This is a genomic window from Ewingella sp. S1.OA.A_B6 (genome assembly GCF_049889095.1).
In the GTDB taxonomy this organism is placed as follows: domain Bacteria; phylum Pseudomonadota; class Gammaproteobacteria; order Enterobacterales; family Enterobacteriaceae; genus Ewingella.
Genome location: NZ_JBLJFK010000007.1, coordinates 130852 through 152854 on the forward strand (window position 1 = coordinate 130852; position 22003 = coordinate 152854).

Below are 22003 nucleotides of genomic sequence, written 5' to 3' on the forward strand. Positions count from 1 at the left end.
GTCGCCAACGGCCTCCTGCTGTGATCTAATAAGGAACTTTTGATGTCAATATTACGCATAACTCTGCTGGCCGGGCTGCTTCTCGCTGCACTTTTACTGACCGGTTGTTTCAATGAAGCAGATAAAACCACCAAAAATAACCAGGATACGCGCCTGCGTCTGGCGATGTTACAACCGCCGCGCTCCGGTCTGACACCGCTCAGCGACGACGCATTCAAACTCTCACGCTGGAGCACGGCAGAAACATTGGTGGTACTGGATACACTCGGCGAAGCACAACCGGCACTGGCGACAAAATGGCAGCAGATCGGCGACAGCAGCTGGCGGTTCGAGCTACGGCCTAACGTTAAATTCCATGATGGCACCGCGCTTGATGCCGCAGCCGTGGTCAATGCGCTGACCGTCGCGGCGCACGCGGCGCCCAAACCGCGCATCCTCGATGGCGTTCAGCTGACCGCCGTTGCCGACGGTGAACAGGCCGTGATCGTCACCACCGCACAACCGGACCCACTACTGCCACAGCGTTTATCCAGCCCGCAGTTGGCGGTGTTATCGCAAAAAGCCTATAGCACCAGCGGAGTTGTTGACCCACGCCACACCGGCTCCGGCCCATTTGAGCTGGTGGAGGTGAACGGCACCAGCAGTGCCAGACTGGAGCGTTTCGACGGTTACTGGGGCGAAAAAGCCAAAGCCAGCGGTATCGACGTCAGTTTTGTGCCAGACGGCACCGCACGCGGCGCAGCTTTGCGTACCGGTACTGCTGACATCGTTGAAGCTATTCCGGTTTCACAGGCACCATTACTCGATCAGCGTTTAATCCATGAAGTTCCAATGCCGCGCACCAACACGCTATATCTCAATACTCGTCTTGGCGTGATGCAGGATCCGTCACTTAGGGCCGCCGTACGCGAAGCCATTAACCGCCAGCAGTTGGTGGATAACGTCTACGAAAAACGGGCTGACGTCGCGCAAGGTCTGCTCGGCCCTGCGTTACCCTGGGCAGCACAACTGCGTCAACCGATAGAATATCCGGTTGCAGCCCGCAAATCGGCCGGTGAAACGATCACGCTGGCCACTTTTAGCGATCGCGCCGAACTGCCCGAAGTGGCGGTATATCTGGCACAGCAGCTGACCGCCGCGGGTTTTAACGTCAAACAGGTTGTTCGCGAGTATTCGCAAATTGAGACCGACGCGTTGGCGGGCAAATTCGACGCCTTTATTTTGTCCCGCGCCACGGTGCTGGATTCAGGCGATCCGGTGGCCTATCTTTACAGCGATTTTTCCTGCAAAGGATCGTTCAATATCGCGCAACTTTGCCGTCCAGAAATCGATCAGGCGCTGCAACGTGCGTCGGCTATTCCGGCCGGTGAAGAGCGCCGTCGCGCGATTATACTGGCTGAAAACCTGATCCTCGCCACCGATGCGGCGATTCCGATGCTGCATGAACGCGTGATCCAGGGCGAGGCAGCGAATGTGCGCGATGCGGTTCGTGATGCGCGAGAACGCACTCTGATCAACGCCGCAACGCAGCGCGTAGTTCAGGCCGACTGATGAGCGAGTCTTTGTATTGCCGCACCTGCGTGGGCATCAGCCGTTTGCGCCTGAACGCGACGCGCGAGGCACTGATACCGCTGATTTCAAGACTGCTGACGCTGGCGGCCATTGTGCTGTTGATCGGCCTGCTGCCGTGGCTTTCCGACACCGATCCTGCGCTCTCTTTGCTGCGCGCCCGTTCCGGTGAGCAGGAAGCGACAGCGGAAACGCTCAACGCCATTAGGCTGTCCCTCGGGCTGGATCAAGGGCCGTGGCATGCGCTAGCACACTGGCTCGCAGGCTTGCTGCGGGGTGATGCTGGCGTTTCCTGGGTTTCAGGCACGCCGGTTTTACCAGGCATGCTACGGGCAACCGGCGTTTCGCTGACGCTAATGGCGTCGTCGGCGCTGGTGGCTTTGGTGAGCACACTCCTATTGTGTGCAGGCACGTTGCATAGGGGTTTGCAGGGCAGGACACCGCGTCCGGCGGGTTTTCTGGCGGCGTTGCTAACCGCATTACCGGAGTTTTTGCTGGCATCGCTTTTGCTGATTATCGGTGCAGTCTGGCTGCCACTTTTTCCGCCCTACGGCTGGCTTGGTTGGCATTACACCGTACTGCCTTCACTGGCGCTCGGTTTGCCTGCGGGCGGCTATCTCGGGCGCATCTATTCCGATGCACTAGCCGGTACCTTTAACGAAAGCTGGCTGACGACATGGAGTGTACTGGGCATAAAACGCCGCCATACCGCGCTGGCTGTGGTCACCCGCTCACTGCCAGGCGTGATGCCGCTAACCGGGCTGGTATTGGTATCACTGACCGGTGGTGCTATTGCGGTAGAAAAAGTGTTCGCAATTCCCGGCATCGGGCGTGCCACGTTGGGTGCAGCGGCAGCCGGTGATTTACCCGCTTTGCAGACCGGTGTGCTGACCCTTCTTCTTCTGGCATCTGCCATCGGGATGCTGGCGGGCAGCGCACGGCGCCTGTTGCTTGGGCGTACCCTGTCACTCGGTGCAGTGCCGGTTCCGGTACAGGCACTGCCAGACGATAAACAACGGGCGTGGATCCCGCTGCTGTGTCTGGGCATTCTGGTGGTGATGGTGCTCGCCGGTTTGCCACGCGATCCGCTGACGTCGGACTATCTGCGCTTACAGCCACCGTCGTTCTCGCTGCCTTTGGGTGCCGATGCGATGGGGCGTGACCTGCTCGCCCGCATGGCCCACGGCACGCTAAATACTTGCTTACAGGCGCTGGCTGTTTCATTAATTTGTCTGGCGATCGGCTTGGCCATCGGCGCCTTTCCCCGCATGATGACCGGACCGATCGAAGTGGCGAACGCGCTGCCACCGGTGATAGCCGGATTAGTGGTCGCCGGCGTTAATGGCCCGACCGCCACCGGCGCAGCCATTGCGGTCACCGCAGTTAGCTGGGCACCGCTGGCCGCGCATACCGCCGCACTGGTGGCAGAAATTCAGGCGCGGCCTTATATGAAAATGTTGCCTGTGGTGGGCGTCGGCGCGCTTCGCCGCATCGTGTTTTACGTGCTGCCCGCCCTCTCCGGCCCGCTGCTGCGTCACGCGATGTTACGCCTGCCGGGCATCGTACTGGCGTTAGCGTCACTCGGATTTCTTGGCCTTGGTGCGCCGCCGCCGGTCCCGGAATGGGGGCGAGTTCTGGCAGAAGGTATGCCGTACATTGAACGTGCAGGGTGGAGCGTCTTCGCCCCCGTCGCCGCGCTGGCGGTGTTATCTGTCATGGCGGTCACACTGAGCAGCATGAGGTGGAAAAAACCGGAAACCGCAAACTGAACCATTATTTGAATCACTACATCACGCTACGCTGTCGGCATGATTTCAGGGGCGATGAACTTTAGGACTGAGCGATCAGTCGTGCAAGTTGTTGTTTCATTCCACTAAAAATTGATTCAGCTAACTCAGAGGGGAATGATTCAGGCAATAACGCGGCCACGCGATCAATCACCTCAGGCGTCGTTGCAATCACGTCGTCAACCATGGACTCAACCTGTTTTTTGCCTAATCCAGTCCGCTCCCCATGCTTGACCCAGTGCCTGCGCTGGATCCGGTTGAGATTGTAATAATTACTGCTGCCACGAACCGCCATCGCCAGCTTGCATTTCTGCCAGGGAATGTTGCTGTTTCCGTGGCCAATCACCGGCCAGGCCGACAAAATGTCGTAGAGCGGTGTCATGTGATAATGATTTCGGGGGAGATGCGCGATACTAAAATTTTTCGCATGACCGTCGGTTGCGGCCAGTAGCCAGAAAATAATTTGTGCTTTGAAGAAGTTGTACCTATCTTCATCAGGCTGTTCTGAACGGCTGAGAATTTCCATAATCTCTGTGATACCCGGCCCGCCATCAGACTGATACTTACGTAAGGGGGAAACACCCATCGTCTGACACATATCTTCCTGCGGCAGACGGATCCACCATGATTTATCGCCTGATAACCGTCTGTCAAAACGTTCAACGATAAGCGCTTTTTGATCTTCAAACTGTGCAGTTTCAGTTTTGGCCACCGGAAGCCCATAGAACCCGACGATCAGAGAACAAATCCATTCGTTTTCAACGGATGACCTCATATCGGCCTGCATATTGCCAACAAGTCCTAATGGCAATTTGAAAATATGCGTAGTGGGCGTATTTCCCTCAGGCAAACACCATTGATCGTTGTGCCATAACAAGGCCGTTTTTTCTTGTGCTCCTGCAATAGACAAACGCAGATCGTCATCCTGATCGTTTAGCCCCGTTAAAACGGAGGCCGTATTGCGCAACATATTGGCAATTGCAGTCTCAGAAAGCGGATGCTGTCTGATAGAAAATAAATCTACAGGATTTTCTCCAACGTTCAGCAGCTGGATTGCACCCACACAGTCACGACCCAATTCTGCCAACAGATCAAAGGGCTCCAGACTTTCTGCCCGATAGCGCATCGCCAGACGCCTGCGTATCCCTTCGCTGTCGGGTAACAAGTTATCAAAGTAATCGCGAACGATATTTCCCCGATGAACCTGATTGCCCGGCGTGAAAGGTAAAGAAAGTGATAGCGGCCGTCCCTGTTCATCGGAGTCCCACTCTGGCAAATACTGCAAGCGGTCCTCACCTTTCTGCTTTTCCCAGTACCCGACAGGAATACCGTTCATCCATATTGCTAAACGTTGCTGCGCACGACGCATATCATCACCATTGTTCCTTTCTGGCGGGCGAACTTAAATAATCCGGCGTGGTTTCCTTTATGCGGGAATCCGCTGGATTTGATTCAGAAGAAAATTCCATTTCAATACCTAACACATTGAACACACGGAATAATCGTTCCAGGCTGGCCGCAGCAGGGTTCGCCTCAAGACGAGCATACGTCTGTTGGGTTACCCCCAATTTTTCTGACACCTCTCTTTGCGTCAGTCCTTTTGCTTTCCGAAAACCAACAAGCAACGGTCGTAACTGGCTGAGTGTTTTTAACGGGTAGCTTACGCTCAATGGATTGGTCGTATTCATAGGCCTCTGTTCTTTGCAGCACTAAGGATAATACAGATTATAAGCTGTTTTAAACACAATACACCTTACAGGCTGTAAAAGACAAATACAGATTATATGCTGTAAAATACAATTACACCCTGCAGGCTGTAATTCCCCCCCCCCCCCTACCCCAAGTTCAAATACCTTTTTCCCTAACTCAACTATGCGCCGATGAAAAAAGTGAATTTATCGCACAGGATCTGCTGAGCAAGATTTATCAGCACGGCAGGTCTTTACCTGAAAAGCTGCGGGTACAGGAGTATGGGGTTCGTTCGCAAGCACTGGAGAACCGAGTGAGTATCAGGACTGTGGAAATAGTGTATCGGCCCGAAGATGGATGAGAGGTACGACAGGAAATGTTTCCACAAAAGTACCGAAAAACCGGGTCCCGAAAATGATGTTTCTGGTGGAGAGTGCCAGATTAATTCAGCCGGTGCATCAATGCACCGGCTCACTTTTTAACGATACAGCGCGGCTTTGCCCACAGAATCAAACAGGGCCATTTTGGCTGCCACCACCCCGCTTGCTGCCTGCATAGGTTTAAGGAACAATGCGTTAGGCTCATGACCGCCCTGCTTGAGCTCTTGTTCCAGCGCGACAAAAAAGGCTTTCTTCATATCGCTTGAAATGTTTATTTTCCCGACGCCATAACGAATGGATTCCGCCACTTCACTGTCCTTATTGCCAGAGCCACCATGCAACACCAACGGGATCTCCACGACTTTGCGAATTTGCTGCAAACGTTCGATGTCGAGTTTAGGCTGTTTTCCCTTCGGATAGAGGCCATGCGAAGTGCCTATTGCCACCGCAAGCGTGTCCGTACCGGTTTCCCGCACAAAGGTTTCAGCCTGCTGCGGATCGGTATAAAGAATTTCATTGCTGCCACCCTCCCCGCTGCCTTCGGCCACACCGATAGTTCCCAGCTCCGCTTCCACGGAGACATTGATGGTATGAGCAATTTCGACAATTTTTTTGGTCAGTTGGATGTTCTGCTCAAAAGAATAAGCAGAAGCATCCATCATGACAGACGTAAAGCCGGCATAAATTGCCTTCATGACCTCCTCTAATGTTCGGCCATGGTCCAGATGAATGACAACCGGCACCCGCGCCTGAATAGCCAGGGTACGCAAGTAGCCAATGAACTCCGGCCCCGTAAACGCCATTTCATCAGGGTGGATTTCCAGAATCAGCGGAGAATCCAGTTTCTCTGCGGTTTCAACGGCCAGTCGTGCAAATTCGGCACTGGCAATATTGAATGCACCGACACCGAAATGGTGGCGTTGCGCTACGCTGAGCAGGTCTTTCATGTTGTAAAGCATAGTATTTATCCTTGTTTTGCAGGAACGGAGACGTCTTTTTTAAGAAACAGCAGGATCAGCGCGGTTAGCAAACTCCCCGCAGCGATTGCAAACAGATACCCCAGCACATTATTAATAACGTTAGGGATAAAGATGACAAAGATGCCGCCGTGAGGTGCGCGAGAGGCGCAGCCGAGGATCATGGAAAGCGCGCCAGCCAGACCCGAACCCGCGACGATGGCAGGTATCACACGCAAGGGATCGGCAACGGCGTAAGGGATCGCCCCTTCGGTGATAAAAGACAAGCCGAGAATGTATGTCACTTTGCCGGTTTCACGCTCCTGTTCTGTGAACTTGCGGCGAAACAGTGTGGTTGCCAGTGCAATACCGAGTGGCGGAACCATGCCCGCTGCCATGCAGGCTGCAATTGGGCCGTAGATACCGCTCGACATCAGCCCGATAGAAAACATACAAACCGTCTTATTAAGCGGCCCGCCCATATCGAAGGCCACCATCATCCCAAACAAAAGCCCGAGAATAGCGGAGTTGGCATTTCCCAGTGAAGTCAGAAAATCGGTTAACCCGCCCAGCAACATCTTGATCGGTTCTCCTATCAGCAAAGCCATCAATGCTCCCGTCAGCAACACACTCAGCAGAGGCACAATCAAAATAGGCTTCAGGCCAGCCAGTGCTTTCGGCAGATGAATGTGATTGATGATAAAGAGCGTGATGTAACCAGCCAGAAAACCGGCGATTAAAGCCCCCAGAAAACCAGACCCCGTGTGGATGGCCATCATGCCGCCCACCGCACCGGCAACAATACCCATTTTCCCGCTGATTGACTGGCTGATACCCAGTGAGAGAATCGGTAGCATCAAGGCAAAGGCTGACCCACCGCCGATGTCAGACAACATTTTGGCTATCGGGCTGAAATTTGCGTCCCCTGGTGTGGCCGCAGTAATACCGAAGGAAAAACTGAGAGCAATGAGGATCCCGCCCGCGACGACAAACGGGATCATCAAGTTTACGCCGGTGATCAAGTGCACATAAATTTGTGAGACAAAGGAGCGGGAACCCGCGCCATTCGTTGAACTGCCCACTGAGTCAGTCTCAGTGGATTGTGTGCCGGAAGAAACCAATCTTGGCGCAAGTTCACCGTTTACAATTGCATTAAGCAGACCCTCGGCATCTTTTGCTGCCCGGGTAACCGAAACTTCAATGACATTTTTGTCGTGAAAGCGTGACATTTCGATTTTCTTGTCAGCAGCAATTAAAACAACGTCAGCCTGATGGATATCATCATCACTGAAGATATATTCACTTTCAACAGCACCTTGTGTTTCAACTAAAACATGTAAACCCAGTTTTTTAGCCGCTTTTTTTAAATTACTTTCGGCAAGATATGTGTGGGCAACACCAGTAGGACAGGCGGTAATAGCAATAATATTCATAAACGTTCTCCAATAATAAGGAAACGATTTTATATAATTATGTTTTTACTTTTTGAAAGGGATAGCTACTGCGGGAGAACCCCCCCAACGATTCACATTCATTAAATAATAATTTTTTCAATTCATATTTATTTATCCTGGTTATTTAAGTCAGGCACCCGAACGAGAAAGAAGTAAATGAAACATTTCCTCTCTGTGTTTAACAGTGAGTAAACGTTCGACAACGTCCTCATCGCCTAATGCAATAGATATTTTCGCCAACATTTTTATATGACCGACATTTTTATCCGATTCTTTAACTGCAAAAAGAATCACCAGACGAACCTTGGTTCCATCAATCGTTTCCCAGGGAATATCGCGACGCAATCTTCCCACAGCAATACACGTTTTAGCGACAGCAACTGATTTACCATGCGGTATAGCTATATGATTTTCAAATCCGGTGGAACCCAACTCCTCACGTAAATAAACATCGTTAAGGAAAACCTCTTTGTTTGTCACTGCCCCGACCTGACAGAGTAAATCAGTCAGTTCAGAAATAATTTGTTCCTTACTTTGGCAGTCAACATCAAGAATAATACACTCTTCTTGCAATACATCGTTAATAGCAACGGTAGTATTCATAGTCCATCTCCATGGTAATTAATTGATCGAATTGGATACCAAGCATTCTGTCACTCTTGCAATATCTTTAGCCGAAAATAATGCAGACACATACACTACCGGTTTTTCTAGCGGTTCCAGACGAATGGTAGAAATCACAACATCACATTCATGTCGCTTCAAAGAATCAGCGATATTTTTTCCGGGCACAATGTCGATTATTTTCCAGTCAGGAAATGCGCGGATAATGCGTCCATACAAGAGTTGTGATGTTCCAAGACCGCTGGAACATACCAGTAAAACCCGTTTTACTTTGATGCTGTTTTCAATCGCAGCCTGAATATGAACAGTAAGATAAGCGACCTCATCATCGCTGATTTCATCCAGGCCGTATTCACGCGTCAACTGATTTATCACTGCTTTAACTGCGGTGAATACGCTGCCCAGCTCAGTTTGGATATCATGCAGCAGCGGATTCTTGATGCGAATCTGGTATCTCAGACGGTTCAGCATCGGCTTGATATGTGAGATAAGCGAAGCCAGCAAATCTTGATCGGTGGCAATTTCCATATTGATACGCTGCGCAACGTGACTGATAAGTGCCTCTGCAAACCTGGTTTCAGTCTGCGAAATCAGAGTATCGTCGTAAACCGATGGTTCACCCCCAGTTTTACCAGAAGAGACCAGGTACTGATAAATAGAGTGGGACTCCTCAGCAACCAGTATTATGCTATATGCCGCTTCAATACGCTCAATCACCGCCAGTGAAACCTGCCATGCGTGTTCGTCGTTAACCTTTTTTACCCGGACTGCACGGGAATCAGTCGGTTGCATAGGAGAATGGCTACGATGAATCAAAACCAAAATGTGGGTAAATAAATTAATGTAGTACGGATCGCTTATCGTGTACTGAAGTTGCTGTTCAATAAAATTAATCAATTGCAGGGTAAAATGGACAGCCTGCTCGCCAAATTTTTCTGACAACTCATGCAGTGTGCCTTCATCTAACCGGCTTTCCATCATGTCTTGATGATTATAAATTGATTTTAAAACCAGCGCCTTCATTGCCATACGAATATTATGGTCACTGCCTTTTATACTGGTTCCAGTACGGTTCTTCATTAATGTTAAGTCAAATTTATGTAACCAGGATTCCAGTATTTTAAGATCATTCACAATGGAGGCCCGGCTGATAAAATATTTATCGGCCAATTCGCTGATAGAAGAACTCTGAGGCGATAACATTAACAAATCAGAGGCAATCTTCAACATACGAAAATCACTGTTAAATTCGTCACTTTCAGTTGAGAAGATTCTGCGTGCAGATATTTCTGCCTGAGCATCAGTGAATTTAATTGTGATCCCGCGCCCACTTTTTCCGCTGAGATTTATTCCCTGATTTGAAAGTTTATCATTAATGCCTGCAATATCTCGTCTGAGCGTCCGCATTGAGATCGCTGTTTTCTCAGAAATATACCTCAGGCTCACATAGCTACTGTGAGAGATAAGCTGTCGCATAATATTCAGTTGCCGCTCAGTCAGAGCCTTCATCATCGTTAGGTTCCGCTAGATTATGTCGCCGCCTTGTGAGTGATCATCTAAACAAAGTGAATATGTAAAGTAAATATTAAAAAGTGGCCACATGTCGGCGATCGGGCTGACCACCTTAATAAAGAAAGAAGTAAAATCCGATGGGAAATATGATGGTTAATGCAGCTATTTGAGAGAGTACCATGCCATCCTCCCCACGCAGTTCCTCTGAGACGCTTGAACAACATATCCCCGGCGCGCACCTCATCGAATGCAAAGCACAGTCTTCAGAAGATATCTTCGTGCAGGTCTCGTCTCGCCACCAGAAGCCAGAGAAGAAATCCGGACACATCGTCAATACCTCGTCGATTGCGGGCCGTAAGACGTTCTCTGGGTTGGATGTATATTGCGCCAATAAGTACTGTGACCGCCTTCTCGGACATCATGCGAATGGAATTAGCGCCCAATTCAATATTAGAGTGACTCGCCTGTAACCGGGTGCGGTTGAAAGCGAATTGTTCGAGCACATTGCCGACGAGAACTACTGCAACCAGATGGAACGGTTGAAGGATCAGATAGCGTTCCTAAAAGCGGAAGATGTCGCCGATTCGATCGTCTACACGCTTCAGGCGCCGGATCATGTAGATATTGCGAAAATATTTATCATGCCTAGCAGTCAACCCCGTAAGCACCTGAACGATTAGAAACTATCTGTGACTTGGAGATCCAGATAATCACGGTATCTATACGTGGTTTTGCTGAAGCCTGAACCTTCCTGGGAGCCATTGCCAGCGTGTACCCTCTTTAAAAACACAGTCGGCAAACGCGAAAGCATTAACATTATGGTACCGGGCAATAAGAAGGCAATTTTGGAAGAGGTGGTTTGAAGCTAGCATAGTGTAATTTTGTCGAGGTGGAATTCAGTAGTGTAGCCAATATCCCTCATCAATCAGCGCGCGATCAATTTAAAAATATGACGGAGGTTGAAGTTATGCCGTATCTAACAAAGAAAAAAATATGGCTTATAGCTTTTAAGTAGCCTGCTGAAAAAGTCGCCAAAACAGCTTATGTGGAATAATTTCCTGAACTCACCCAGTAAGTGCTCACTAACTCAGTGGCGCAATAGAAATCAGAAACGAAGGATAAAGTATGTGAAAGATAGCGTGTTTCATGTAATGAGAAACGGCGTATTGCATGAAGAATACGCCGTTATTACGGATGTCTGCCATGGTGCGTTTACGCTGCGGTTTTCTTGCTGCGTGCGTTGACTTCGGTGAGGATGTCTTTCTGCTTACTCTTCTCGCCAATCATTTTATACCAGCCTGAAAGCTTACGCAGATCCGGTAATGTTGCTTTTTCCTCAACATCGTAAGCGATTAATTTATTGAGATATTCCTCAAAAATCGCGATGCAGCGCCGCGCCCACTCACCTTCCAGCGCTGAACCTGCCACCGCACGCGGACGTCGCGGTAAGCGCGGACGCAGCGGTTTGCTGGCCTCTGGTGCGGATTCATCCACATAAGCGAACTTGACCGAGACCACGGTCCTGCCCTGCTTAACTGGCTCCCAGACCACGGAGATATCGGTATTGGCATTGATCCGATTGATCGTCGGCTCCAGCAGCTTCTGACGAAAGTCACGATAGTCCTCGTATTTGCCTGCTAAACCAGCCTTCTCGCGCATCCAGTTGAGATCAAGGGTCACTTCTATGGCTTTGCCACTGCGACGCCCGTAGAGGTTTTTGGCTTTGATTAACCAGCCATACAACCGCACAGAGAACGGCGTATCAAGTTTCGCGATATTCGCAAAATTAAGTTTGGTAAAAGATTCTTTAAGTTCATAGAGATACGGTGCAACATCTTGACCGAATCTCAGTACCACCGCGCTGTGGTCGTCACTACTGACGTATTCCAGGCGAGAGAACCAGGAAAGCTGCACGGTACGCACCTTGCCGGTTTTGGTGTCTGGTTTGTAGATGGTCACCGGCTTTTTCATCAGACTTTCAGCAGCCTCACGCAGCTGCCTGTGGCTGCTGGTGGGGTTCACGCCATAGATCCGCTGATAATCCTGAGGGAAAAGTCGGTAAAGCGTGTCAGGCTGTGGTTTCCTGCTGTCAATTTGCGCCAGCGCCAAATTGAGTAACCGCATCTCATCCAGCGTGACGCTATAGGCGCCTTCCAGAAGGTCGTTTCCCTGAACAACGGTCAGTTTGTTAAGTTCCATGTCGCAGGATCCATAGGTGGAATGTAGATAAATTATTCCACATATAAATTAGTGGCGTAAAGCAAAAATACTCACTATTTAAGCTTTAAAAATCATATTGTTATGTGACAAACCTAAAAGTTAGATCAGGAAAAAACTCCACATGAGATTTTTCATCCGGGTTCCCAGCCAGGGATCATCGACTTAAGGAGTACGCCATTTAACAGGAAAAGTTTCCACATAACGATGACCGCATCCACAACATTGACCGCCAATCCGCTCCCGGTAACTCAGGAAATCTTTCCACATATAGCGCCTTATAGCGCTGGATCCAGTTTTGAGATCGACCTCACAGTACGCTTTCAGCCTTGATCTCTGCATCTTGTACAGGAAATATCTCCACATCAGCTTTCAGAAATGCAGGAAAAGTTTCCACATATAGGTATTCAAAGCCCCGGAAACAACGGATCCGCATAGAAGCAGCAGACTCTCAACAGGAAAAAATCCACATTGAACGCTCGTGAATGGAACATATAATCTTTCCACATATAGAAATGTGACAGCGTCACAAACACGCTAAGTGGATGATTTCGCCGTAAACGCTGTTGGATACCAGGCTAAGCATCCCTTCCCTTCTTCAGCAGGAAAAAGCTCCACATAGGTTTTTGTTTCCTGCATACAGGAAATTACTCCACTTAAGTGCTGCGCTTAGTTTTATACCGAGGGGCTGGATGGGTGACGCTGTCACAGGAAATGACTCCACGTTGAAACCATAGCTGAAAATTTCACAGGAAATCTTTCCACCTTAGATATTCACCCAAGCGCACAGTCCACAGTACGAGAGGCGCTTACCTTACGCTGTTAAATCACTGATGATCTGTTACATTTTAGATAGGAACGAGCCGCTGCAAGATATCCACAGAAAATCCTTCCACGTTGGTAAGCTGATGATCGTGCGAGAAATTATCCACAGGAAAAAGTTCTACATTAATCATGAAAAGGATCCACATCTAGCAGGAATGATCTCCACACTGAGCAGGAAAAGACTCCACTAAAGCTAATGTAACATTATGAAAAAAAAGCATAAAAATCGTCTCTAAAGAGAAAGGTTTAAACTTAAAAAGAAACAAAAGAGTTATTGGATCTTGCGATCCTGAGGAAAAAACAGAGGGGAAAGCCGACGAATCAGCGTCGCCAGCGGGAAAGTAAAGTGTGTAAAAGAGATATGCCGACTACTGCTGTAACCGGCCTCAAAGCCCACTAGGGTTGCGTTAACCGCGCTCGTTGTGAACTAACCAGCCTTCAATAAGCTCGGTCAGAACATCTTTCATTTCACGATCCAGCAAAAAGCAGCTGGTTTTAAAGCGTTTATGCAGATCTTCATCGATATTCGTTTGTAGCTTCTTGACTGCTGCTGGAGGTTTAGATACCGCTTCAAGCGCGGTATTAAGCTGACGGTGTTGTCCAAGTTTCATTTTCATTTCAGCAACTCCGTGATTTCTTTGGTCATGATTTCGATTTCCCCTTTGGCATTGCCATCGGTGGTATCAAACACGGTACCGCCATCCATCATGGTGCGAATATAAACCTGACGCTGAGTTGTACCGGTGCGCAGAGCGGGAACGCCAGTATCAGCGATGGACGCTTTCAACACCTCCAACATCTTCGCGGAGGCCACTTTTTTGGTGATAAGAAATCGTGCAATCACAGGCTGAAGATTTTCACGAGCTTCAACTACGGCAAGAATTGCGCCGCAAGCAGCGAAGTCTAGCGGCGAAGGTGTTACCGGAATAAGCACCAGATCACTAACCATCACGGCGGCTGAGGAAATGGCTGAAATAGCCGCCGCACCGTCAATCACTACGTAATCATACTCTTTCAGCTGTTTTCTAACGGTGTAGACTTCTTTTTCCGACGCGGCTTCTGCCAGATCAAACTGACATTTGCTTTCATCGTACCAGTTGCTGATGCTTCCCTGAGGGTCTGTATCGACCATCACCACTTTGTGTCCTTGTCTGGCGAGACAGGTTGCAATGTTAATGGACGTTGTGGTTTTGCCTACCCCGCCCTTCCCGTTCAGGAAGGAAATAACTTTCGCTGCCATAACAACCTCTTGGTGATGAATTAGTGGATAATATAATCCTGTGATTTTCAAACCCCAAGATTTCAAAATTCTATAATCCTGAAAGTGTCTCTATCTTAGGATTATGTGATTCTTATATCCGAGAATCTCATGATTGGCACCCACTATAGTGGGTGCCTGTCAGGATTTCAATATCATTGGATTTTAGGATTATTATATCCTGGGATTCTATAATCCTCTGCAGGAGCATGGTGCTTGTATTGATCAATCACTGGCCTGTGATTCTATGATTATGGGATTTATTAATCCCGTAATCATAGAATCACAAGTCAAGATATATTGCACGCAGTGGCCGTAATTCTGGGAGCGTAAGATTCGATGATGATAGAGTCCAGAGATTTAGTAATCCCATGATTACCGGATTATATAATTTAATAATCCCTAAATCCCTGGAGGATGAGATGATCTAATGCCTGTAAGGTTGGGATTTTAGCATCTGGGGATTCTGTAAGGTTAAGATGCGCATGCTCCATGACTAGTCACATTAAAGGATTCTATAAGGTTGGAATCCAATCCTCCTGGAGTCGGATGATAATCACGCATCATGATCTCATAACCGAAGGATTCCAGGATGCAAGGATTCACCATGTCTGCTGTATATCTTGAGATTCAGAAATCCTATAATCATTGATTTAATTTCAATGAGTTATAGATGGATCATTATTTACCTCAGCGGCAGGGGAGGGCAAGGTGATGAAGTGTTGGTATTGATGGGTATTCAACATCTTTGGATAAAAACAGCTCCAGTAGCCATCATTCATATCCATGATTATCGTGCTATGAGACATGGGCTGTGTGTTGTATAGATATGGTTGAATCTCATGATTCTACAATCCTGAGATTTAATAATTATAGAATCATAGGAATTATAATTCTATAATCTTTGAATCATTAAATCCTGAAATCCTATGATTTTCGAAACCTATGCGGAATTTTATAATCCCAAAATCCCAAAATCCCAAAATCCCAAAATCCCAAAATCCCAAAATCCCAAAATCCCAAGATTAAGATTAGGGAGGCTGTGCTAAAACTGTGCTCTTAAGGTCGCCTTAAGCCTTTATGGTTAAGGTGACGTTACATGTTCCTAATGAGTCCATCATGCGCACGAAATATGCTTCGCCTCAGATTTTCCTTCACTGGCTGGTTTTTATCCTGGTGGTCTGTACTTATGCTTCTATGGAGCTGAAAGGTTTTGTGTCCAAAGGTACGCCGGGACGTGAATACTTCAATTTGTTCCATTACAGCCTGGGTTTTAGCATCCTGGTGCTTATGGTTGTCCGCCTACTGGTAAAAATCATGTATGTCACACCCGCCATTACGCCGCCTGAACCGAACTGGCAGCGTTTGGCCGCCATCGGTGTACATGGCCTGATTTACCTGATGTTTATCAGCTTGCCCGTGCTCGGAATTTTTTCGATGTACTACAGCGGCAACCAGTGGCTGCTGTTTGGCATGAGAATGCCGCAAAGCGTGGTGCCGAATATCATCCTGCAAAAACAGCTTAAGGAGGTGCATGAGTTGATCGCCAACACCGGCTATTATTTGATTGGCCTGCATGCGGCCGCGGCATTGTTTCACCACTATGTCCTTCGGGATAACGCGCTAAGGCGTATGATGCCGGGTAAAACAAAGCAGGACTCTGATCGTCCGACAGGCCACTGAGCTGGCTTTCTAACTGACTGATGACAAAAATGTACGTTTCCTTGCTCAACCTCACAAAAACCATGGAGATAGTGGTCTATCTGTGCGCTCGGGCAGGGCTAAACTTCAAAAATAAACCAATATTTGTTATATTATTGTCCATTGACGTTCATGGTTCTGGCATTTTCGATCGCCAGATGACACTAGGAACCTCGTCTATCAGGACAATGACATGTTAGATTTTCGCTTTCCGACAGCAATGCAGATGGTACTTAGCGTTGCCGTCGCCGAAAAAGTGGGGATACGCTCCACCAGCGCGGTTCTTGCCGCCAGTCTGGAAGCTAACCCGAGTTTTATCCGCAAGCTGATGGTACCGCTAACGCGTAACGGTATCATTGTCTCGACGCTTGGTCGCACCGGCTCTATCCATCTGGGGCGTCCGGCCAAAGAAATTACCCTGCGGGATATCTACACCGCCGTTATTGATGACAAACGTATCTGGGCCGCGCGTCCTGAAGTCCCGGCGCGTTGTCTGGTCAGTGCTAACGCCTGCTGGTATTTCAAATCAGTAGTGAGTGAAGCAGAAGAGGCGTCGCTGGAGGTTCTGGCCCGCCACACCGTCGCAGATGCTCTGGCGCAGTTCGAATGCAATGATAAGCGCGTTTGTACCGGCGAACCGCAGGATGCTTCCGTTAAGTGATCCCGCGCCGGATTGCCCGGCACGCTCCATTCATGCATAAAAAAGGTCAGGTAGCGATACCTGACCTTTTTGCTTTCTTGCGGACTGTCAGGCAGCCACTACCTCAGTACGTTCTTTACGCGTCACCAGACGGCGCAGCGCGACGTAAAACACCGGTGTCAGGAACAGACCAAACAGCGTCACCCCTAACATACCGGAGAACACGGTAATGCCCGTCACTCCACGCACTTCTGCTCCCGCACCGTGGCCGAGGATCAGCGGAATGGTTCCGGCTATAAAAGCAATCGACGTCATGACGATTGGCCGCAGACGCAGGCGACAGGCTTCCAGTGCTGCTTCCACAATGCCTTTACCCTGCATTTCCAGCTCACGGGCAAACTCGACAATCAAAATGGCATTTTTACAAGCCAGCCCCATCAGTACGACTAACCCAACCTGTACGAAGACGTTATTGTCTCCGCCGGTCAGCCACACGCCAAACAGCGCAGAGAGCATGGTCATCGGCACAATCAGGATCACCGCTAGCGGCAGCGTCCAGCTTTCATACAATGCTGCCAGCACCAGGAAGGCCAACAATATTGCCACCGGGAAGACAATCATCGCCGCATGCCCCTGAGTGGATTGCTGATAACTCAGGTCAGTCCACTGAATATTCATGCCGTTAGGCAACAGATTCTGCGCCAGTCCAGCCACTTCGGTCATCGCCTCGGTGGAAGAAAGTATCCGCGGATCGGCATCACCAATAATATCTGCCGCCGGATAGCCGTTGTAGCGGATCACCGGATCTGGCCCATAGGTGGTAGTGATATTGACCATACTGCCGATCGGCACCATTTCTCCTTTGTCATTGCGGGTGCGCAGATTAGCGATGTCCTCGACGCTCTGGCGATAGGGGCCGTCTGCCTGAGCCATCACTTTCCAGGTGCGTCCATAGCGGTTAAAGTCATTGATGTATGACGAACCGAGATAGGTTTGTAGCGTGCTGAATAGTTCATCCAGCGAGACGCCCTGCGCCTTGGCTTTATCACGGTCAATCTTCGCGTCCAGCTGTGGCACGTTGGCCTGATAAGACGAAATAGGGAAGCCCATTCCTGGCGTTTGCATAATGGCGCCCGACAGGGTATTTATTGCGGTCTGCAATGCGCCATAGCCCAGACCGGCGCGGTCCTGAATATAAAGTGAATAACCGGACCCCTGACCTAAACCAAGGATGGGCGGTGGCATAATCGAGAACGCAAACCCTTCTTGTAACTGTGAGATCTTGGCGTTGATTTCAGCGTTAATCGCCGCCGCCGTTCGGGTACGCTCGTTCAGCGGTTTCAGCGCAAAGAACACCGTGCCGGTATTCGGTGTGTTAGTGAACTGCAACGCATTCAGGCCGGGGAAGGCGATGGAATCACTGACACCGTCCACGCTCAAACCAATCGCGCTCATTTTGCGGATCATCGCATCAGTACGTTCAAGCGAAGCACCTTCCGGCATCTTCACGCCACCGATAAGATAGAGTTTATCCTGCGTCGGAATGAAGCCACCCGGCACCACTTTGAACATAAAGGCAGCAGCGCAAAGCAATAGCACATAGACCATGAATACCGCGCCACGGCGATTTAGCGCTCGGGAAACACCATGCTGATAACGCTCAGAATTCTTGTTGAAGAAACGGTTGAACGGACGGAACAGCCAGCCGAACAGCCGGTCAATAATCCGGGTCGGAATATCCTTCTTCGCACCGTGCGGCTTCAGCAACAGCGCGGCCAGGGCAGGGGACAACGTCAGCGAGTTGATGGCCGAGATCACTGTGGAAATAGCAATAGTCACCGCAAACTGCTTATAAAACTGGCCGGTCACGCCGGAAAGAAATGCCATTGGCACGAACACTGCGCACAGCACCAGCGCTATGGCGATGATAGGACCTGACACTTCACGCATCGCCTGATGCGCAGCCGCGAGCGGTGTCAGTCCCTCCTCAATATTTCGCTCGACGTTCTCCACTACCACAATGGCGTCATCCACCACGATCCCTATCGCCAGCACCAATCCAAACAGACTCAGCGTGTTGAGCGAGAAACCGAGCAGATAAAGTACGCTGAAGGTGCCGACGATAGAAATTGGCACAGCCAGCAGTGGAATAATTGACGCTCGCCAGGTTTGCAGGAACAGGATAACCACCAGTACAACCAGCAGTACCGCTTCCAGTAAGGTGCTTACCACCGCGCTGATGGAGTCGCGAACAAACACCGTTGGATCGTACGGCGCTTTCCAGGTCATGCCTTCTGGGAAGCGGGTGGCCAGTTCACCCATTTTGGCGCGTACCGCGTCAGATAAGTCGATGGCATTGGAGCCGGGCGCCTGGAAAATACCGATCCCTACCGCATCTTTATTATTGAGCTGCGCCCGCAGCGCGTAGCTGCCTGAACCCATCTCGATACGGGCTACGTCACGTAAACGCACCAGGGTGCCGTCATCGCTGGTTTTCAGAATAATATTGCCGAACTCCTGCTCATTCTGCAGGCGGCCCTGAGCATTGATCGACAGCAAATAGTCACTTTTGGTTGGCATCGGCTCTGCGCCGAGCTGGCCGGCAGACACCTGTACGTTCTGCTCGCGCATTGCGGCGACTACGTCCGATGCCGTCAATCCACGGGAGGCCACTTTGTTCGGATCCAGCCACACCCGCATGGCGTAGTCTCCTGCGCCAAAAATTTGTACTTGCCCGACGCCCGGCAAGCGTGCCAGTTCGTCCTTCACTTTCAGGGTGGCGTAGTTACTTAGATACAGTGAGTCGTACTTGCCGGAAGGGGAGACCAGATGTACAACCAGCGTCAGGTTAGGGGACTGCTTCTGAGTCGTGATCCCCTGTCTTATCACATCCTGCGGCAACCGCGCCTGCGCCTGCGACACACGGTTTTGCACCTGAACCTGCGCCTGATCCGGATCAGTGCCGGGGCGGAAGGTCACGGTGATGACCAGGACGCCGTCAGAACCGGCGACAGACTTCATATACATCATATTTTCGACGCCGTTGATCGACTCTTCCAGCGGCGTTGCCACCGTTTCAGCGATCACTTTCGGGTTGGCGCCCGGATAGGTTGCGCGCACCTGCACGCTGGGTGGAACGACGTTTGGATATTCACTGATTGGCAGTAGCGGAATAGAAATCACGCCACCAACGAAAATCAGTATCGACAGCACCGCCGCAAAAATTGGCCGATCGATGAAAAAGCGAGAAAAGTCCATGATTCAGGATCCTGTGGAGTCTTAGTGGGAAACGGCTGGCGCAGCGTTAGCGGCGATCATCGCGACAGGTTTGGCGTCAACCGACATCCCCGGCATAAACACTTTCTGCACGCCATCGACGATCACTTTGTCGCCACCGGACAGACCTTTTTGCACAATGCGTAGCCCTGCGTACTGGCGGCCCACTTCGACATCACGACGCTGAGCTTTACCCTCTTTGTCCACCACGTAGACATATTTACGGTCCTGATCGGTGAGTATGGCGCGGTCGTTAACCAACATGGCGTTAAATTGCGGACTGCCCGGCATCTGCACGCGGGCAAACAGCCCCGGCGTGAAGCGTCGGTCGCCGTTGTCTAGCACTGCACGCATACGGATGGTGCCGGTACCTGCGTTCAGCTGGTTGTCGGTGAAATCGACATACCCGGCGTGCGGGTATCCTTGCTCACCTGCCAGTGCCACTTTGACGGGCAATTTTGTACCGGGGTCAGTAATGTTCTGGCCGTTGCGCGCCAGTGTCTGATAACGCAGGAAGGTTTCTTCATCCACATCAAAATAGACATACACCTTGTCGAGCGATACCAGCGTGGTTAGCACACTGGCGCTGTCTCCGGCAGTTACCAGATTTCCGGCGGTGATCATCGCGCGGCTGGCGCGACCATCAATGGGGGCGATGACCTGAGTGAAATCAAGATTCAGCTGCGCCATATCCAGCTGGGCTTGTGCAGCCAGCACATCGGACTGTGCCTGTGACGCTGCTGATTTACGCTGCTCCCATATTTCGGTCGAGACGGCCTGCGTGCCAATTAATTTCTCAGTACGGCCTGACTCGCTGCGGGTCAAGCTGGCCTGATTGCGAGCGCGCACCAGCTCGGCCTGTGCCTGCTCGCGGGCGGCGCGGTAGGTGCGGTTATCGATGGTAAACAGCACCTGACCCTTCTTCACTTCCTGGCCCTCGGTGTAATTCACTTTATCGATATAGCCGGAGACACGCGGGCGCAGCTGCACGCTTTGTACTGCTTCGATCCGTCCATTAAAGTCATCCCACTGGCTGATGGGTTGAATTACCACATCCGCGACGCTGACTGCCGGTGCCGGAGGCGGCGAACTCTGTGCCACGCTGTTGTCACAGCCGCTGACCAGCGCGATCAAAAGTGATAGGGCTGAAAGTTTCAGCGCAATATGAGAACCGCGGTGGCTCCGGTTAACCAGGGGATTGTGCAGGCTTAGCATTGTTGTTATTTCCAGTGAGTAAACCGTTCGAGGCAATACACCCGTTTTTCCCGTCATACTTGAAGCTGCATCTGCGTTAGCCAAGCTTACTGATCCGAATCACTGGCATCAGCCAACTGAAGGGATCGTTCTCTTGTCACCTTAATGCAACCCCATTATTTGGGAAAATGACCTACGGGTAACGTCCTTTGCCTGAAGGGTTTGGTTCGAATTACGTCGTTCACTGACGTAACGTTGCAGCGATAAAATGAGGCAGTGCTTAATTTAAGGTATCAATGAAAGATACATTAATTTGGAGGGATTGTAGGGAGCGACTTATCAAAGTGCAAGAATTACTGTTACACTTTATGTGCTCTTTTTCAGGGAATGGTGTGGCGCAGAAAAGGGATCTTCGCTGAGAGATATTTAATGCAACAATAATACTTGCATTTATCTGTGGATCCCTTCAGGCTAAAACTATTCCGGAACCACTAGGCTTCGTCATTGAGACAGGAGAGAGAACATGAAAACAGCTGATTTTATTCACGATTTGACTGACTGGATCGACAAAAACCTCGAAGAGCGGCTGGATATTAACACCGTTGCTGAGCGGGCAGGGTACTCAAAATGGTATCTGCAACGGATGTTCAAAGAGCATACCGGCTCTGCGCTGGGCGAATATATCCGCGCAAAAAAATTAAATATTTCGGCTGAAAGACTGGCTAACAGCGGCGAGCCTATCGTCAATGTGGCAATCTCTCTGGGGTTTGATTCTCAACAGTCCTTTAACCGTAGCTTTAAACGTCAGTTTGGGCAGACGCCTGGTGACTGGCGTAAAACCCTTCACAACCAGCCTGAACGCAGTGCCTGTATGTGCAGCTGAAGTTTTTGATTCAACCGGCCCTTGTGTAGCAACGCCCG

Annotated in this window: 17 protein-coding genes and 1 pseudogene; 7 read left to right on the top strand and 11 right to left on the bottom strand. The window is 50.1% G+C overall.

Annotated features, from left to right (window positions below):
- Positions 1 to 42: 42 nt before the first annotated feature.
- Positions 43 to 1551, top strand: coding sequence for an ABC transporter substrate-binding protein (locus tag ACMV8I_RS14805; protein ID WP_498865971.1), 1509 nt, complete (start codon positions 43 to 45; stop codon positions 1549 to 1551).
- On the top strand, positions 1551 to 3338 hold the full coding sequence (locus ACMV8I_RS14810) for an ABC transporter permease subunit (RefSeq protein WP_498865972.1): 1788 nt from the start codon (positions 1551 to 1553) through the stop codon (positions 3336 to 3338). The genes ACMV8I_RS14805 and ACMV8I_RS14810 overlap by 1 nt, the downstream gene beginning before the upstream one ends.
- Before the next feature lie 61 nt (positions 3339 to 3399).
- Here the strand turns inward: ACMV8I_RS14810 and ACMV8I_RS14815 are convergent, their stop codons facing one another.
- Together ACMV8I_RS14815 and ACMV8I_RS14820 are read right to left on the bottom strand one after the other, a co-directional pair.
- On the bottom strand, positions 3400 to 4725 hold the full coding sequence (locus ACMV8I_RS14815) for a type II toxin-antitoxin system HipA family toxin (RefSeq protein ID WP_498865973.1): 1326 nt from the start codon (positions 4723 to 4725) through the stop codon (positions 3400 to 3402).
- A 4-nt stretch (positions 4726 to 4729) separates the two neighbouring features.
- Positions 4730 to 5026: a helix-turn-helix transcriptional regulator gene (locus tag ACMV8I_RS14820; RefSeq protein ID WP_498865999.1), complete on the bottom strand. Its 297-nt coding sequence runs from the start codon at positions 5024 to 5026 to the stop codon at positions 4730 to 4732.
- Between the two features lie 179 nt (positions 5027 to 5205).
- On the opposite strand from ACMV8I_RS14820, the pseudogene ACMV8I_RS14825 reads away from it, so the two are divergent.
- Positions 5206 to 5385 (top strand): annotated as a pseudogene (locus ACMV8I_RS14825) (hypothetical protein); the annotation flags it as partial.
- 138 nt (positions 5386 to 5523) lie between these two features.
- On the opposite strand, the gene ACMV8I_RS14830 reads toward ACMV8I_RS14825, so the two are convergent.
- The 4 genes from ACMV8I_RS14830 to ACMV8I_RS14845 form a co-directional block, all read right to left on the bottom strand.
- On the bottom strand, positions 5524 to 6384 hold the full coding sequence (locus ACMV8I_RS14830; protein ID WP_498865974.1) for a ketose-bisphosphate aldolase: 861 nt from the start codon (positions 6382 to 6384) through the stop codon (positions 5524 to 5526).
- 5 nt (positions 6385 to 6389) lie between these two features.
- Positions 6390 to 7814, bottom strand: a complete 1425-nt coding sequence (locus tag ACMV8I_RS14835; RefSeq protein WP_498865975.1) for a PTS fructose transporter subunit IIC — start codon at positions 7812 to 7814, stop codon at positions 6390 to 6392.
- A 150-nt stretch (positions 7815 to 7964) separates the two neighbouring features.
- Complete coding sequence (locus ACMV8I_RS14840; protein WP_498865976.1) at positions 7965 to 8438, bottom strand: PTS sugar transporter subunit IIA; 474 nt, start codon at positions 8436 to 8438, stop codon at positions 7965 to 7967.
- An 18-nt stretch (positions 8439 to 8456) separates the two neighbouring features.
- The gene (locus ACMV8I_RS14845; RefSeq protein WP_498865977.1) at positions 8457 to 9971 is read right to left on the bottom strand and encodes a BglG family transcription antiterminator; all 1515 of its coding nucleotides are present in this window, start codon (positions 9969 to 9971) and stop codon (positions 8457 to 8459) included.
- Positions 9972 to 10150: 179 nt separating this feature from the next.
- Between ACMV8I_RS14845 and ACMV8I_RS14850 the strand changes: the two genes are divergently transcribed.
- Positions 10151 to 10441 (top strand): hypothetical protein, encoded by a 291-nt coding sequence (locus tag ACMV8I_RS14850; protein WP_498865978.1) that lies wholly within the window; start codon positions 10151 to 10153, stop codon positions 10439 to 10441.
- A gap of 742 nt (positions 10442 to 11183) precedes the next feature.
- On the opposite strand, the gene ACMV8I_RS14855 is transcribed toward ACMV8I_RS14850, so the two are convergent.
- The 3 genes from ACMV8I_RS14855 to parA all read right to left on the bottom strand — a co-directional run bounded on the left by ACMV8I_RS14855 (position 11184) and on the right by parA (position 14253).
- Positions 11184 to 12170 carry a replication initiation protein gene (locus tag ACMV8I_RS14855; RefSeq protein ID WP_498865979.1) on the bottom strand — a complete coding sequence of 329 codons (987 nt, stop codon included), beginning with the start codon at positions 12168 to 12170 and terminating at the stop codon, positions 11184 to 11186.
- 1250 nt (positions 12171 to 13420) lie between these two features.
- Positions 13421 to 13630: a plasmid partition protein ParG gene (locus tag ACMV8I_RS14860; RefSeq protein ID WP_498865980.1), complete on the bottom strand. Its 210-nt coding sequence runs from the start codon at positions 13628 to 13630 to the stop codon at positions 13421 to 13423.
- The gene (parA, locus tag ACMV8I_RS14865) at positions 13627 to 14253 is read right to left on the bottom strand and encodes a ParA family partition ATPase (protein ID WP_498865981.1); all 627 of its coding nucleotides are present in this window, start codon (positions 14251 to 14253) and stop codon (positions 13627 to 13629) included. The genes ACMV8I_RS14860 and parA overlap by 4 nt, the downstream gene beginning before the upstream one ends.
- Positions 14254 to 15390: 1137 nt before the next feature.
- Between parA and cybB the strand changes: the two genes are divergently transcribed.
- Complete coding sequence (gene cybB / locus ACMV8I_RS14870; RefSeq protein WP_498865982.1) at positions 15391 to 15954, top strand: cytochrome b561; 564 nt, start codon at positions 15391 to 15393, stop codon at positions 15952 to 15954.
- 211 nt (positions 15955 to 16165) lie between these two features.
- A complete protein-coding gene (locus ACMV8I_RS14875) occupies positions 16166 to 16633 on the top strand; it encodes an RrF2 family transcriptional regulator (protein WP_498865983.1) in 468 nt (155 codons plus the stop codon).
- A gap of 87 nt (positions 16634 to 16720) precedes the next feature.
- Here the strand turns inward: ACMV8I_RS14875 and ACMV8I_RS14880 are convergent, their stop codons facing one another.
- Together ACMV8I_RS14880 and ACMV8I_RS14885 are read right to left on the bottom strand one after the other, a co-directional pair.
- Positions 16721 to 19870, bottom strand: coding sequence for an efflux RND transporter permease subunit (locus ACMV8I_RS14880; RefSeq protein WP_498865984.1), 3150 nt, complete (start codon positions 19868 to 19870; stop codon positions 16721 to 16723).
- A gap of 21 nt (positions 19871 to 19891) precedes the next feature.
- Positions 19892 to 21103: an efflux RND transporter periplasmic adaptor subunit gene (locus ACMV8I_RS14885; RefSeq protein WP_498865985.1), complete on the bottom strand. Its 1212-nt coding sequence runs from the start codon at positions 21101 to 21103 to the stop codon at positions 19892 to 19894.
- Between the two features lie 502 nt (positions 21104 to 21605).
- Between ACMV8I_RS14885 and ACMV8I_RS14890 the strand changes: the two genes are divergently transcribed.
- A complete protein-coding gene (locus tag ACMV8I_RS14890) occupies positions 21606 to 21965 on the top strand; it encodes a helix-turn-helix domain-containing protein (protein ID WP_498865986.1) in 360 nt (119 codons plus the stop codon).
- Positions 21966 to 22003 lie beyond the last annotated feature (38 nt).